Annotated in this window: 2 protein-coding genes; both read left to right on the forward strand. The window is 69.2% G+C overall.

Annotation, left to right across the window (positions count from 1 at the left end; all coding sequences use genetic code 11):
- The first annotated feature begins 30 nt into the window (after positions 1 to 30).
- Positions 31 to 7,983: a non-ribosomal peptide synthetase gene (locus CAL28_RS12000; RefSeq protein ID WP_094841594.1), complete on the forward strand. Its 7,953-nt coding sequence runs from the start codon at positions 31 to 33 to the stop codon at positions 7,981 to 7,983.
- Positions 7,983 to 17,069 (forward strand): non-ribosomal peptide synthetase, encoded by a 9,087-nt coding sequence (locus CAL28_RS30000; RefSeq protein WP_254926100.1) that lies wholly within the window; start codon positions 7,983 to 7,985, stop codon positions 17,067 to 17,069. Before CAL28_RS12000 ends, CAL28_RS30000 begins: the two co-directional genes overlap by 1 nt.
- Positions 17,070 to 17,072 lie beyond the last annotated feature (3 nt).

The raw sequence follows: 17,072 nt of genomic DNA on the forward strand, positions 1-17,072 counted from the left end.
CCGACCGAACCCTTGCAGCGGGGATCAGGCATGACCGATAGCCGACTGGATCTGTTGCGGGCCCTGCTGGCCGATGACGAGGACGATGGCGAGCGCGCGGCTGGCGCGGCCTCCGTCGATGCCATGCCTCGCGCGGTGCTCGACACGGAGGGCTGGGCCGGGGTGTCGCCGGCACAGCGCCAGTTGTGGTTCCTGCATCGCTATGCGCCGTCGTCGACCGCCTACAACCTGCCGCGCGCGTTTCTGTTGCGCGGACCGCTGGACGCCGATGCGCTGCGGCGGGGCTTCGACGCCCTGGTGCGGCGGCATGCCATCCTGCGTACCCGCTTCGGCGAGATCGACGGCGTGCCGATGCAGCGCGTCGATCCTCATGGCCGATGCGAGCTGGCCTGGCACGACTTGTCCGGGCTGGCGCCCGCCGATCGCGAGCTGGCGCGCGAGGCGCGGCTGGCGGCGCTGGCGGGCCATGTCTTCGATCTGGAGGCGGACTTCCCGCTGGTAGCGACCTTGATGCGTCTGGACGCGGATACGCATGTCCTGGCGTGGTGCCTGCACCATATCGCGTCGGATGCCTGGTCCAATCCGGTCTTCGCCCGGGATCTGGCGCAAGCCTATCGACAGGCCCTGGCGCGGGAGGGCGAGGTGGCCTTGCCCGCCCTGGCCCGGCAGTACGTGGATTTCGCGGCATGGCAGGAGGAGCGCGCCGCGCGGGGCGCATGGGCGCAAAGTATCGACTATTGGGACCGGCACCTGGGCACCGACGCGCCGGCCCTGGTCCTGCCCACCGATCGCACGCGTCCCGCCGACATCGGTTTCGCGGGGGCATCCCATTACTTCGAGGTGCCGCCGGACCTGGCGCGCGCGCTGCGGGCCCATTGCGCCGCCCTGCGCTGCACACCCTTCGTCGTGTTGTTCGCCGCGTGGCAGGTGCTGCTGTCGCGCTATGCCGGGCAGGAGAGCTTCACCATCGGCGTACCGTCTTCCGGGCGCTCGCTGCCGATGTCACAGGAGCTGGTGGGCTTCTTCGTGCAGACCCAGGTCTTCAAGGCGGATATCGATGCCGCGCAAACCCTGGAGCAGGTGTGCCGCCGCGTACGCGACCTTGCGCGTGGCGCGATGGATCACGCGGACCTGCCGTTGGAACTCTTGCTGGAACGGCGCCATCTCGCCCGCGAGCCCGGCCGCCATCCCTTGTTCCAGGTGATGTTCGGCGTGCAGGCCACCGACGGCGCGCCGGAACTCGCGCTGAAGGACCTGTCGTCGACGCGACTGCCTTTGCCCGAGCGCGCCGCGAAATTCGAGCTGTCGCTGGACTTCCTGTTGAACGAGGCAGGGTGGGCGGACCCGCGTGGCGGCGAGAGCGCCGTGCTTGGCCGCCTCGAATACAACACCGCGCTGTTCACGGACGCCACCGCGCGGCGCCTGGCCGCGCGCTTCCTGGCCGTGCTGGCCGAGGTGGTGCAACGCCCGCAGTCGCGGGTCGCCGACGTGGACATCGTCCTGCCCGATGAAGCGGAGCGGTTGCGGGACTGGAGCCGGGGAGGGCCGGCCCTGGCCCCCTTGCCGCCGGTCCACGTCGCGTTCGCGGAACAGGCCCGGCGCACGCCGCGCGCGCCCGCGCTGGAAATGGGCGATGCGGTCCTGAGCTATGCGGAGCTGGACGGCCGCGCCAACGCATTGGCGCATCGCCTGGCCGCATTGGGGGTGGGGCCGGATGTGCCCGTCGCCATCATGCTGGAACGTTCCGTCGAGATGGTGGTCGGCTTGCTGGGCATCCTGAAGGCCGGTGCCGCCTATGTGCCCGTGGACCCGGAGTACCCGGCGCAGCGGCTGGCTTATATGCTGGAGGACTGCGGCAGCCGCCTGCTGCTGCTGAAAGGCGCCACGCCGGCCGCGCTGTCCATTCCGCCCGGCATGGCGGTGGTGGATCTGGCGCGGGACGCGGCGGCGACGCATGCGCGGCCGCCGGCGGTCCGCCTGCATGGCGAGAACCTGGCCTACGTCATCTACACATCCGGTTCGACGGGCCGCCCCAAGGGGGCCGCCAATCGCCACGGCGGCCTGGCCAACCGCATCGCGTGGATGCAGCGCGAATACGGGCTGACGCCGGACGACGCGGTGCTGCAGAAGACGCCATTCGGTTTCGACGTGTCCGTGTGGGAATTCTTCTGGCCGCTGATGACGGGCGCGCGCCTGGTCATGGCTGCGCCGGGCGATCACCGCGATCCCGCCCGCCTGGCCGCATGCATCGTGCGCCACGGCGTGACCACGCTGCATTTCGTTCCTTCGATGCTGCGGGCATTCCTGGCCGATGGACAAGCCGCCCATTGCCGCGGCGTGCGCCGCATCCTGTGCAGCGGCGAAGCGTTGCCCGGCGATGCGCGCGACGCGGTTTCGCGCGAGATGCCCTGGGCCTGCCTGCACAATCTCTACGGGCCCACCGAGGCCGCCATCGACGTCACCCATTGGACCTGCGCCGCGTCGGATACCGGCAATGTCCCCATCGGGCGGCCCATCGCCGGCCTGCAGACATGGATATTGGACGGCGGCCTGAAGCCCGTGCCGCCCGGGGTTCTGGGCGAACTCTACCTGGGCGGCGCCGGATTGGCGCGCGGCTACGCGCGGCGGCCGGGGTTGACCGCGGATCGTTTCGTCGCCGATCCCTTCGGGGCGCCGGGCACGCGCCTGTATCGGACGGGCGATCTGGCCAGTTGGGACGCGGAAGGACGGATCGTCTACCAGGGCCGTACCGACCATCAAGTGAAGATACGCGGCCTGCGCGTGGAACTGGGCGAGGTGGAAGCCTGCCTGCTGGCGCAGCCCGGCGTGACGGCAGCGGTGGCGGTGGCGCATGCCGGACACGCGGCCACGCAACTGGTGGCCTATGTGGCGGCGGGGGAACGCGCGCCGGATCCCGCCTCGCTGCGGGAAGCGCTGGCCGGCCAGCTGCCGGACTACATGGTGCCGGCCCTTATCATGGTGCTGCCCGGCCTGCCCCTGAACGCCAACGGCAAGATAGACCGCAAGGCGCTGCCGCCGCCGGACTTCGTGGCCGGCGCATCCCATGAGCCGCCGCACGGGCCGTTGGAAACGCTGCTGGCCTCCGTCTGGGCCGGGGTGCTGGGTGTACAGCGCGTGGGACGGCTGGACAACTTCTTCGAGATAGGCGGGGATTCCATCCTGAGCCTGAAGGTGGTGGCCGGCATGCGCAAGGCGGGCTGGGCCATCAGCCCGCGCGATGTCATGGAACGGCAGACCGTGGCCGCGTTGGCCGCGGCCGCCCGGCCTTTGGGTGCTGTATCGGGTGCTGTATCCGGCGCGGCGGCGGCGGGTCGCGCGGCGCTGGCGCCCATCCAGCGCTGGTTCTTCGATACGCCCATGCCGGCGCGCGAACACTGGAACCAGTCCGTCCTGTTGCAGCCGGCGGGTGCGATCGACCTGCCGGCATTGCAGGCCGCCGTGCGCGCGGTGATGGCGCATCACGATGCCTTCCGGTTGCGCTATGCGCCGCAAGGGGATGGGTCGTGGGTACAGCGCTATGCGCCGCCTGCCACGCCGCCGGATGACTGGGTTGTTGTCGATCTGTCGCGGGCCGAGGATGTGCCACAGGCCATCGGCGCCGCCGCGGAGGAAGTCCAGCGGGGACTGGATCTGGGGGCCGGCCCGGTGACGCGGGCCGCCTGGCTGGATCTGGGCGCCGGCCGGCCCGGCCGCCTGCTCTGGGTGGCGCATCACCTGGTCGTGGACGCGGTGTCGTGGCAGATATTGCTGGACGATCTGCAGACCGCCTACGAGCAGGCCAGGCTGGGGCAGGCGCCCTGCCTGGGCGCCGTGGGCGTCAGCTACGGCGCCTGGACCGCCGCGCTGGAAGGCTACCGCGATCGCGCCGCCACGCAGGCGCAACGCGAGCTCTGGCGCGCGCTGTGCGGCCACGACGAACCGCCCTTGCCGGCACGCGATCCGGCCGGCGGCAATACCGTGCGCATGGCGCGCACCGTGCACACCGTCCTTGAGGCGGAGACGACCGAAGCCCTGCTGGCGCGCGCCGCCCGGGACCATCGCGCGCAGGCCCACGAAACCCTGCTGGCCGGGCTGGCGTTGGCGCTGCGCGAGTGGACCGGCCGCGACAGTGTCCTGGTGGAAATCGAAGGCCATGGCCGCGAGGACGTGGTGGCGGACCTCGATGTTTCGCGTACCGTCGGTTGGTTTACCGCCCTGTATCCCGTGCGGCTGGCCCCGGGCAGCGGGGGGCCAGTGCAGGCGCTGGCCGCCGTCAAGGCCCAGCTGCGCGCCATCCCCGACAAGGGATTGGGCTACGGCGCGCTGCGCCATGGCGGCGCGGGCCTGCAAGGGCTGGCGTCGCCGCGCCTCACGTTCAATTACCTGGGCCGGCTGGACGGCACGCTGCGCGGCTGGACCTGGGCGGCGGAATCCGCGGGCGCGGAGCGGCATCCCGACAGCCCCCGGCGCACCTGGCTGGACGTGGGCGCATCGGTGCGCGACGGTGCCCTGCATGTGGCCTGGACCTACAGCGGCGCCATCTTCGACGATGCGGCCATCGAGACGCTCGCGCACCGCTACATGGCCCATCTGCGCGAGCTGGCGGAAGCCTGCGCGGCTTCCGCGGCCGTCGCGCCGATGGCGTCCGACTTTCCGCTGGCCGGCCTGGACCAGGCGCAGCTGGACCGCCTGGCGCCGGATCCGGCCGTGGTGGCGGATATCTATCCGGCGACGCCCTTGCAGCAGGGGCTCTTGCTGCACACGCTGATGAAGCCCGCTTCGGGGATATACCTGATGCAGGATCGCTACCGCTTCGACCGCCGCATCGATGCTCACGCGATGGAACGGGCGTGGCGGTTGCTGGGCCAACGCCACGAGGCGCTGCGCGCCGGCTTTGCCTGGCGCAGCGGAGAAGCCCCCATGCAGCTTATCCACTACGACGTCGGCACGCCCGTCGACATCCTGGACTGGCGGCGGGACGACACCGCGGTGGCGCTGGAGCGCATGCAAGGCATGCTGCGCGGCGAACTGGCCGCCGGCTACGACATGAGCCGCGCGCCCTTGTGGCGGGTCAGGTTGTTTCGCCTGGCGGATGCGGACCGCATGGTGCTGAGCTATCACCATATCCTGATGGACGCCTGGTGCCGTTCCGTGCTGCTGGCGGATTTCTTCCACGCCTACAAGGCCTTCCGCGACGGCGGCGAGCCGCGCCTGGGCAGCACGCGGCCGTACCGGGATTTCATCGCGTGGCTGGGACGCCAGGACAAAGGGGCGGCGCGAAGCTACTGGCGCGGCGCGCTGGCGGGATATTCGACGGTGACGCCGTTGCCGCTGCCTGCCATCAACGCGTCCGGCACGAGCACGTCCAGCGCGGACGCCGATGCGGGCGGCGGCGAGGCCGCCGACGCGCTGCTGCGCCTGCCGGCATCCGATACGGCTGCCTTGCAGCACGCGGCGCAAGGGGCGCAACTGACCGTCAATACCTATGTGCAGGGCGCCTGGGCCTTGCTGCTGGCGCGCTGCGCCGGCATGGACGAGGTGTTGTTCGGCGTGACCGTGGCGGGGCGGCCGACCGAGCTGGATGGCGTGCACGATACCGTAGGCCTGTTCATCAATACGCTTCCGCTGCGCCTGGCGGTGCCGGCGACGGCGCGGGCCGCGGCGTGGCTGCGCGACATACAGGCGGTCAACGCCGTCATGCGCGAACACGAGCATCTGTCGCTCGCGGAGATCCAGGCCCTGGCCGGCGATCTGCCGCGCGGCATGAACCTGTTCGACACCCTGTTCGTTTTCGAGAACGCGCCGCTGGATAGCGCGATGCTGGCCGACGCCGAGGAACTGGGCCTGTCCGCCGATGGCGCGCGCACGCATACCAACTACCCCTTGACCCTGGTGGCGAAGCCCGGCCCGGAACTGGGCCTGCAGATCACCTATGACGCCACCCTGTTCAGGCGATCCGAGATCGATGGCCTGCTGCATAGCCTGCGGCACATCGTGATGGAATTGGCCGGGCGGCCCGACGCGGTGCTGGCCGACGTGAACCTGCTGCCCGAAGCCGGACGCGAGCGCCTGCGCGCGTTGGGATGCGGCGCGGCGCCCGCGTATCCGCTGGACGCCGGCTATGCCAGCCTTTTCGAGAGGACGGCCGCGCATCATGCGGAGCGCACGGCCGTGCGTGCCCGCGAAGGCTGCCTGACGTATGGCGAGTTGAACCGGCGCGCCGAGCGCCACGCGCATGTGCTGGCCGCGCATGGCGTGGGGCGCGACGATGTGGTGGCTATTTTGGCCGAGCGGGGATTGGAGATGCTGGCCAGCGTGCTGGGCGCGTTCAAGCTGAATGCGGCCTATCTGGCGCTCGATCCGTCCTTGCCGCCGCGGCGCATCGCGCAGGTCCTGCAACTGGCGGGCGTGCGGACGCTGGTGGTATCGGCGCCGGTGGCCGCCGCCCTGGGCGACGGCCTGGCCGCGCTGCCCGCGTCGATACGGGTGGTGCCCGGCCCGGCCTTCGACGGCGACGAACCCAGGACCTATCCGCGCGGCGCGGCCCGGCCGGACCAGGCTGCCTACGTCATCTTTACCTCCGGATCGACCGGCGAGCCCAAGGGTGTCGTGGTGACCGCGCGCGGCATGCTCAACAATCAACTGAGCAAGATTCCCTACCTGGGACTGGGGCCGGACGATGCGATCGCGCAGACCGCGTCGCAGAGTTTCGATATTTCCGTATGGCAATTGCTGGCGGGGCTGCTGTGCGGGGCGTGCGTGCACATCGTTCCCGACGAGGTCGCCCGCGATCCCGGCGCCCTGTTGGAACAAGTGCGGCAGGATGGCATCACCGTACTGGAATGCGTGCCGACCCTGATTCAGGGCATGCTGCTGCGCGACCCGGTGCCGCTGCCGCGCCTGCGCTGGCTGATGCCGACCGGGGAAGCCACGTCCATGGCCCTGGCACGGGCCTGGCAGGCGCGCTATCCGGACATCGGGGTGGTGAATGCCTACGGTCCCGCCGAATGCGCCGACGATGTCGCCTTGTACCGCTTGCCCGCGATGGCGGCGGACGACGCATCGGGATCGATACTGGCCATCGGCCAGGCCACCGACCATAACCGCCTGTACGTGGTCGATGCGAACCTGGCGCCCCTGCCTGCCGGCGTGGTGGGCGAACTATGCGTCGCCGGTGTCGGCGTCGGGCGCGGCTATCTGCATCGGCCCACGATCACCGCGGAAAGATTCGTGGCCGATCCCATGCCCGGCTCGCCGGGGGCGCGCATGTACCGCACGGGCGATCTGGCGCGTTTCCGGGAGGACGGCATCCTGGAGTACCTGGGGCGCGTGGACCACCAGGTCAAGGTGCATGGCTTCCGTATCGAACTGGGCGAGATCGATGCCCAGTTGGCGCGCATCGCGTCGGTGCGGCAGGCTGTCGCCGTGGTAAGGGAGGACGGGCAGGGCGGACATCGCCTGGTCGCCTACGTTGTCGCGCGGGAGCCGGCGCAGGTCGATAGCGACGAGGGGCGCGTGCGTTGGCTGGCGGATGTCCGGGCGGCCCTGGCGCAGGCATTGCCGGCGTACATGGTGCCCGCGGTATGGGTGGCGTTGGCGGCCTTGCCGCTGAGCCGCAACGGCAAGGTGGACCGCAAGGCCCTGCCGGCGCCGGAACCCCAGGACGCGAGCCAGGCGTATGTCGCGCCGGCCGACGACAACGAGCAGCGGCTGGCGCGGATCTGGTCGCAGGTGCTGGGGGTACCGCGGGTGGGCCGGCATGACAGCTTCTTCGAACTGGGCGGGCATTCGCTGATGGTGATGCAGGTGGTCGCGCGCATCCAGCGCGAATGGCAGGTGGACGTGCCGCTGACCGCCCTGTTCGAGGCACAGACCCTGGCCGCGTTCGCCGGCCGGGTGGCGGAGGCGGCGACGGCGGCGGCCGGCCGCGACCAGGCGCTGCGGCGCATGGACGATTTCCTGGATACGCTGGAGGCGATGTAATGGACCAGACCCTGACGCGCCGCGTCGCCGCCAAATTCATGGCGCTGGCGCCGGCACAGCGCCGCGCGGCGTACCGGCAGATGGTCGAGACCGGCATGGAGGCCGCCCAGCTGCCCATCCTGCCACGCGCCACGACACCGGTCTTGTCCCACGCGCAGCGCCGGCTATGGTTTCTTTGGCGGCTGGATCCCATGGATGCCACCTACCACCTGCCGGGCGCGCTGCGCCTGAAAGGCGCGCTGGATGTGCAGGCCGTGCGTGCCGCGCTTATAGCGGTCCGCGCGCGGCATGCCGCGCTGCGTACGCGTTTCGTCGCCGACGATGCGGGGCTGGCCATGCCGGTGGTCGACGCCGATGCTTCCATGCGTGTCGACTTCCACGATGCGCGTGTCCATTCCGGGGACGAACGCGAAGGGCGGGCCGGCGAGGTGGCGCGCGCATGGCTGGAGCAGCCCTTCGATTTGACGGCCGGTCCGCTCTTGCGCGCCGGCCTGGTCCGGTTGGCCGACGACGAGCATCTGCTGGTGATCGTCATGCACCATATCGTGGCGGACGGGTGGTCCGTGCGCCTGGTGATGGCGGATTTCGCGGCGGCCTACGAGGCGGTGCGGGCGGGCGGCACCGCGCAGCTGCCGCCAGCGCCCTCCATCGCGTATACGGACTACGCGGGCTGGCAGAGCGACCTGCTCGACGCGGGCGAGCATGACAGGCAACTGACCTATTGGCGCAATGCGCTGGGCGACGAGCATCCCGTCCTGCAGATCGCCTGCGACCATGCGCCGCGGCCAGGCGCCCGAGTGGCGGCACAGGTGGCGCTGGATCTGGAGGCGGCCACGGCGGCGCGCCTGCGGACGCTGGCGCGCGGGCGCGGCGACACGATGTTCATGCTGCTGCTGGCGGCCTTCCAGTCCTTGCTGTATCGGTATACGGGCCAGGACGATATCCGCCTGGGCGTGCCGGCGGCGGGCAGGCACCGCGCCGAAACCCAGGACGTGGTGGGCCTGTTCGTCAATACCCAGGTATTGCGCGCGCGCTTCCAGGATGATTCCACGTTCGAGGACGCGGTGGGACAGGCGCGCGCGGCCGTGCTGGGCGCGCAGGCGTATCCGGACCTTCCCTTCGATAGCCTGGTCGATGCCCTGCGTCCGGAGCGCAGCCTGGACCGGAATCCGCTGTTCCAGATCCTGTTCAATCATCAGCAGTCCGACGGCGCCGCCGGCAGGATGCCGCCCGGACTGGCGTGCGCCCCGTATCCGCTGGGCGTGGCGGCGCTGCCTGTCGATCTGCAGTGCGATACGGTGGAACATGCCGACGGACGCATCGTGCTGACGTTGCGCTACGCGAGGGACCGATACGAACCGGCGACCATGCGGCGGCTGTTGCAGGCGTATGGGGCGGTGCTGGACGCGATGTCGACGACGCCGGGCATGCGCGTGGCGGACGTGCCCTTGTTATCGGCGGAGGACAGGGCAGTGCTGCGGTCCTGGACCGACGGTTCGCCGCTGGGCGAGGCCATGGCGCAATGGCGGGACAGGCCTGTGCATGCGGTGATATCGGCACAGGCGGCGCGCACGCCCGATGCGGTGGCGGTGATCATGGAGACCGATCCGGCCCTGGCGGCCGATGGGGTATCCGACCCGTTGCCGGGATCGGTACTGACGCTGACGTATGCGCAGCTGGAGCGCCAGTCGAACCGTCTGGCGCAGCGGCTGTTGGCGCTGGGCGTCGGTCCGGAACGTCGGGTGGCGATCGCGGCGCATCGGCATCCGTCGCTGGTGGTGGGGTTGCTGGCGGTGCTCAAGACGGGGGCGGCGTATGTGCCGCTGGATCCGGAGTATCCGGACGATCGCCTGTCGTACATGATCGAGGACAGTGCACCGGCGCTGGTGCTGACCCAGTCGTGGCTGTCGGCGCGTGTGCGCGAGTGGATCGGGGGTGGGGCACGGCAGCAGGGTGCCGTGCCGCTTCTGGAGATCGACACGCTGGATGCGCCGGCTGGCGCGGCTGACGCAACGACTGGCCAGACCTTCGAGTCGAATGTCGCGGTGCGGGCCTTGGACCTTCCCATTCACGCCTCGGATTCGGTTCACAGCTCGGCGCTTCCGGATCACGCGTTGAACGCCGTTCATGAACCGAGCGTTTCTGTTCATACACCGGACATGCCGGTCCACCCGGAGCAGGCATGCTACGTGATCTATACATCGGGTTCGACGGGCAAGCCGAAGGGCGCGACCAACCGCCACGCCGGATTGAGCAATCGCCTGGCGTGGATGCAACAGGCCTATGGTCTGGGACCGCAGGACACGGTGCTGCAGAAAACGCCTTTCAGCTTCGATGTCTCGGTCTGGGAGTTCTTCTGGCCGCTGATGGCGGGCGCGCGCCTGGCGCTGGCCGCGGTAGGCGAGCATCGCGACGCGGAACGATTGCTGGGGCGCATCGTGGCGCAGCAGGTCAGCACGCTGCACTTCGTGCCCTCGATGCTGCACGCCTTCGTGGCGCACTGCGAATCGCAGGAGGATAGCGCGGTGCTGTCAGCCGCCAGGAAAGTGCTGCGGCGGGTCTTCTGCAGCGGTGAAGCCTTGCCGGCAGAGTTGTGCGCGCGGACCTATGCGTTGTTCCCGGGGATCGAACTGCACAATCTGTACGGCCCGACGGAAGCGGCGATCGACGTGACGCATTGGGACTGCGCGCGGCCGGCCGCAACAGGCGTGCCGATCGGGCGCCCGATCGCGGGACTGCGCACCTATGTGCTGGATGCCCAATTGAACGAAGTGCCGCCCGGTGTGGGCTGCGAACTCTACCTGGGCGGCATCGGCCTGGGCCGTGGCTACCTGAACCGGCCGGGCTTGAGCGCGGAGCGCTTCGTGGCCGACCCGTTCGGCACGGGCGAACGCCTGTACCGCACCGGCGATCTGGCGCGTTGGAACCGGGAAGGCCAGCTGGAGTACCTGGGCCGGCTGGATCACCAGGTCAAGCTGCGCGGCCAACGCATCGAGCTTGGCGAGATCGAAGCGCAGCTGTTGGCGCAGGACGGCGTCAAGCAGGCCGTGGTGCTGGCGCAGACGGGGCCGGCACTTGCCGGAGTTGCTGGATCAGGACCGCACGAAGCGACCAATGCGGACGGCCTGGGTAACCCGATTGGGCAGAATGGATTCAGCGTGTCGAGAGGACCGGGCGAACCGGCCGGCCCCCAAGGCCTGGATGCGCAAGGTTCCTCCGGTAGCGCGCAAGCCAGCCTGCGACTGGTCGCCTACGTAACCCCGGCAAGCCTGGACACGGCGATGCTGCGCCAGGCGCTGGAACGCAGCCTGCCGGCGTACATGGTGCCGTCGGCCATCGTCACGCTGGACACCTTGCCGATCACGGCCAACGGCAAGCTCGATCGCAAGGCGCTGCCGCAGGCGCAGTTCGCCTCGACGCAAAGTTACGAAGCACCGCAAGGCCAGTTGGAGGAAACCCTGGCCGGCATCTGGCGCGAAGTCCTGGGTGTGGTGCAAATTGGGCGACACGATAATTTCTTCGAGGTTGGCGGGGATTCGATCCTGAGCCTGCAGATCGTGGCGCGGCTGCGTCAGGCGGGCTGGCGGATCAGTCCGCGCCAGATGTTCGAGCGCCAGACCGTGGCGGCCCTGGCGCAAGTGGCCGTGCGCGTCGCGGCGGATGGCCAGCCCTACCAGGGCGCATCCGCGCACGATGCCTCGGGCAATGCTGCGGGACAGGCGCGGGCAGGCGAGGGAAATGCCGAACCGGACCAGGAAGACACCGCAGCGGGCCAGGAAGAGATCTCGGCGGGGCAGGAAGTGCCCTTGCTGCCGATCCAGGCGCAGTTCCTGTCGCTGCCCCTGTCCACGCATAACCACTGGAACCAGGCAGTGCTGCTGCGCAGCGACACCGAAGTGGATATCCAGGCCTTGAAGGCGGCGCTTGCGGCGGTGGTGTCGCATCACGACGCGCTGCGGCTGCGCTACCGGCGCGGCGAGGATGGCCAATGGATCCAGGCGTATGGAGATATCGATCCTGTTCCGACATCTTCGGATTTCAATGCCGTTCAGGCTTCTTCGGATATCGACCCTGTTCAAGCTTCTTCGGATATCGATGCCGTCCAGGCTTCTTCAAATATCGATACCGTCCAGGGAGATGCGGATCGTATTGCCTCTCACGATGAGGCAGCCCCGGATGCCCCCGACGCAGGCATCTGGGACCTGACGGCGGCCGACGCGGCCGAGATCGAAGCGCACTGCGCGCGCGCGCAGGCGAGCTTGGACATTACCCATGGCCCGTTGGTGCGCGCCGCGCGCATGCGGGTGGCCGACGGCAGTTGGCGCTTGCTGCTGGTGATCCACCACCTGGCGGTGGATGGGGTCTCCTGGCGCATCCTGCTGGAGGACCTGCGCCAGGCTTACGAGCAGGCGCGCCGGCAACAAGCGCCGCGCCTGGCCGCGCGTACGGCCAGCTATGGCGCGTGGGCGCGCGGTCTGCGCCGGCAGGCAGCGATGCATGCCCAGGAGCAACCGTATTGGACAAACCTGCCGGCCGGCGCCTTGCCGCCGCCGGACCGGGTGGATGGTCCGGCCCGCGTCGCCGACCTGCGCCGGGTCGAGGTCAATCTCACACCCGCGCAGACGCAGGCCTTGCTGCGGCAAGCGCCGTCGGCCTATCGCACGCAGGTCAATGACTTGCTCCTGGCCTCGCTGGCCCTGGCGTTGCGCCAATGGCGCGGGCTGCGGCAGATCCGCATCGACCTGGAAGGACACGGACGCGAGGCCGATGCGCTGGGCCTGGATGTCACGCGCACGGTGGGCTGGTTCACCACGGTCTATCCGGTGGTACTGCAAACGGATGGCGAAGCCGCCGACCTGATTCGGGACGTGAAGGAGCGCTTGCGCGCCGTGCCGCGGCACGGTTTGGGCTATGGGGTGCTGGGCCGCTGGGGCGATGCCTCGGTGCGGCAGGCCTTGTCCGGCGCGCCGGCCTCGCCGATCCTGTTCAACTACCTGGGCCAATTCGACGCGGGCGTGGGCGGCGGGGACTGGCGCGTGGCCGAGGAAGACGTCGGTTCGGGCCAATGGGAGGCCGCGCCGCTGTCGCATGCGCTGACCGTGAACGGACGGGTCTACGACGGCCAGCTGTCGCTGTCGCTGGGCTACAGCGGCACGCAGTGGCACGAGTCGACGATGCGGGAGCTGGCGGCGCGCTGGACCGAGGCGCTGTCCACGGTGATCGGGCATTGCACCAGCGGCGCGCAGGGAGTGACGCCATCGGACTTCCCGCTTGCCGGCTTGACGCAGTCCGAAGTGGATGCCTTGCCGATCGGCCAGCCGATGGGGCAGTGGCAGGATGTCTACCCCGTCACGCCGATGCAGGCAGGGATGCTGTTCCACGCGATCTATGGAAATGATGCCGATGCCGTCACGCGTGTAGGCAAGGATCCGGATGCGGGCCGGCAGGATACCGGGCGGGACGATCAGCCCTACATCAACCAATTGCGGGTCGATATCCATGGCCTGGACGAATCGCGTTTCCAGGCTGCGTGGGAATCGGCGGTGGCGCGGCACGATGTGCTGCGCACGGGGTTCATCGCGCGGGCGGGCGCGCCGCTGCAATGGGTGGCGCGCCAGGCGCGGCTGCCGTTCGAACGGCAACAGGTCAGGGGCGATGCCGGGGAAGTGGCCGCGCGGCTGGACGCCCTGGCCGCGTCGCAGCGCGCGGCAGGGTTCGATCTGTTGGTGCCTCCTCTGATGCGCTGCCTGCTGGTGCGGGTCAACGATGCGTATGACCACTTTATCTGGACGCATCATCACCTGCTGCTGGACGGCTGGAGCACGTCGCAGCTGTTGGGAGAGGTATTGAGTGACTACGCGGGCGGGGCAGTGGCGCGCCCGGCGGGCCGCTATCGGGACTACCTGCAATGGCTGGCCAGGCGCGATGCGCAGGCCACGCAGGCTTACTGGATGGGGCGGCTGCGGGAGCTGGAAGCCTCGACCCTGTTGGCCGAGGCGATGCCCGCCTCCGGCATTGCGTTGCGTGCAAGCGCTACGCATGAAGGTTATCCGCATGAGGGATCCACGCTTGAAGATCCCAGGCATCGAAGTGCCTTACAGCGCGCGCCAGCGGATGAATGCCTGACGCCCGACCTGGCGGGTGGCGCCGCGCACGGCGGTACGTATGGCGAGTGGGCGATAGATCTGGACGCGGTCCAGACCCAGCCACTGGTGGCGTATGCGCGCAGGGAACGCGTAACCCTCAATACGCTGATACAAGGTGCCTGGTCGCTGGTACTGGGACTGCACACAGGCCGGGACACGGTGGTGTTCGGCGCGACGACTTCGGGTCGTCCCGACGTGCTTGCCGGTTCGCAGCAGGTGCTGGGCCTGTACATCAATACTTTGCCGGTGGTGGTGCGGCTGCCGGCCACGCAGCCGGTGGGAAGCTGGCTGCGCGATCTGCAGGCAAGCAACGTGGCGGCGCGCGAGCACGAACATACGCCCTTGTACGACATCCAGCGCTGGGCCGGGCAGGGTGGCCAGGCACTGTTCGACACCCTGGTGGTCTTCGAGAACTACCCGGTGGACGAGGCGCTGGGGCAATCGCGGCTGGATGGCCTGCGGTTCAGCGGTCTGGTCAACAGGGAGCAGACCAGCTATCCGCTGACGCTGGTCGTGTCGCGCAAAGAAGGCTTGCATGTGCACATGAGCTATGACCGCGCGCACTACGGAAGTGCCGCGGTCGAGGTTTTGGCGCGCCGGCTGTTGCAGGTCTTGAGGCGGTTGACGTTGGATGCGCAGGGAAAGCTGGGCACGTTGTCCTTGTTGATGCCCGGCGAGCAGGACCTGCTGCGGTCCTGGACCGACGGTTCTCCGCTGGGCGAGGCCATGGCGGAATGGCGGGACAGGCCTGTGCATGCGGTGATATCGGCACAGGCGGCGCGCACGCCCGATGCGGTGGCGGTGATCATGGAGACCGATCCGGCCCTGGCGGCCGATGGGGTATCCGACCCGTTGCCGGGATCGGTACTGACGCTGACGTATGCGCAGCTGGAGCGCCAGTCGAACCGGCTGGCGCAGCGGCTGCTGGCGCTGGGCGTCGGTCCGGAGCGTCTGGTGGCGATCGCGGCGCATCGGCATCCGTCGCTGGTGGTGGGGTTGCTGGCGGTGCTCAAGACGGGGGCGGCGTATGTGCCGCTGGATCCGGAGTATCCGGACGATCGCCTGTCGTACATGATCGAGGACAGTGCGCCGGCGCTGGTGCTGACCCAGTCGTGGTTGTCGGCGCGTGTGCGCGAGTGGATCGGGGGTGGGGCACGGCAGCAGGGTGCCGTGCCGCTGCTGGAGATCGACACGCCGGATGCGCAGGCCGGCGTGGCCGACGGGTCGAATGTCGCGATCCTGGCCTCGGACCTTCCCGTTCGCGCATCGGGCACAGTCCACGCATCGGAACCAGGTTACGCCTTGGACCCAGTTCACGCACCGAACTTCGCGGTCCACGCGCCGGATACGCTGGTTTCCGCGCCGGACCTTCCTGTCCATGCCGAGCAAGCGTGCTATGTGATCTACACCTCGGGCTCGACGGGCAAGCCGAAGGGCGCGACCAACCGCCACGCCGGATTGAGCAATCGCCTGGCGTGGATGCAACAGGCCTATGGTCTGGGACCGCAGGACACAGTGCTGCAGAAAACGCCTTTCAGCTTCGATGTCTCGGTCTGGGAGTTCTTCTGGCCGCTGATGGCGGGCGCGCGCCTGGCGCTAGCCGCGGTCGGCGAGCATCGCGACGCGGAACGATTGCTGGGGCGCATCGTGGCGCAGCAGGTGAGCACGCTGCACTTCGTGCCCTCGATGCTGCACGCCTTCGTGGCGCACTGCGAATCGCAGGAGGATAGCGCGACGCTGTCGGCCGCCAGGAAGGTGCTGCGCCGGGTCTTCTGCAGTGGTGAGGCCTTGCCGGCAGAGTTGTGCGCGCGGGTCCATGCGCTGTTCCCGGCGATCGAACTGCACAATCTGTACGGCCCGACGGAAGCGGCGATCGATGTGACGCATTGGGACTGCGCGCGGCCGGCCGCAACAGGAGTACCGATCGGGCGCCCGATCGCGGGACTGCGTACCTATGTGCTGGATGCCCAGTTGAACGAGGTCCCGCCCGGTGTCGGCGGCGAGCTCTACCTGGGCGGCGTTGGGCTGGGGCGTGGCTATTTGAGCCGGCCGGGCTTGAGCGCGGAGCGCTTCGTGGCCGACCCCTACGGTAGCGGAGAACGCCTGTACCGAACGGGCGATCTGGCCCGTTGGAACCAGGAAGGCCAGCTGGAATACCTCGGCCGGCTGGATCATCAGGTCAAGCTGCGCGGCCAGCGCATCGAGCTGGGTGAAATCGAAGCGCAGCTGTTAGCACAGGACGGCGTGAAGCAGGCCGTGGTGCTGGCGCAGGCGGGGCCGGCACTTGCCGCAGTTGCTGGACCAAGACCGAACGAAGCGACCGATGCGGACGGCCTGGGTGGCCCGATTGGGCAGAATGGATTCAGCGTGTCGAGAGGACTGGGCGAACCGGCCGGACGCCAAAGCCTGGATGCGCAAGGTTCGTCCGCCGGATCGCAGGCCAGCCTGCGCCTGGTCGCCTACGTGACCCCGGCAAGCCTGGACACGGCGATGCTGCGCCAGGCGCTGGAACGCAGCCTGCCGGCGTACATGGTGCCGTCGGCCATCGTCACACTGGATACCTTGCCGATCACGGCCAACGGCAAGCTCGACCGCAAGGCACTACCGCAGGCGCAGTTCGCCTCGGCGCAAACCTACGAAGCCCCGCAAGGCCAGCTGGAAGAAACCCTGGCCGGCATCTGGCGCGAAGTCCTGGGTGTGGCGCAGGTCGGCCGGCACGACAACTTCTTCGAACTGGGCGGCGATTCGATTTCGGTGATGCAGGTCTCCGCCCTGCTCAGGCAGCGCCACGGCGTGGCAGTGGGCCTGCGTGCCCTGTTCGACGCCCGCGACATCGCCACCCTGGCGCGTTCTCCGCTATTGAACGCGATGCATGCGTCCGGCGGCGGACGCGACGACCTGGCGGCCATCGATTCCCTATTGAACGAATTGGAGATGTAGACA

Origin of the sequence: Bordetella genomosp. 11, assembly GCF_002261215.1 — a bacterium.
In the GTDB taxonomy this organism is placed as follows: Bacteria; Pseudomonadota; Gammaproteobacteria; order Burkholderiales; family Burkholderiaceae_B; genus Bordetella_C.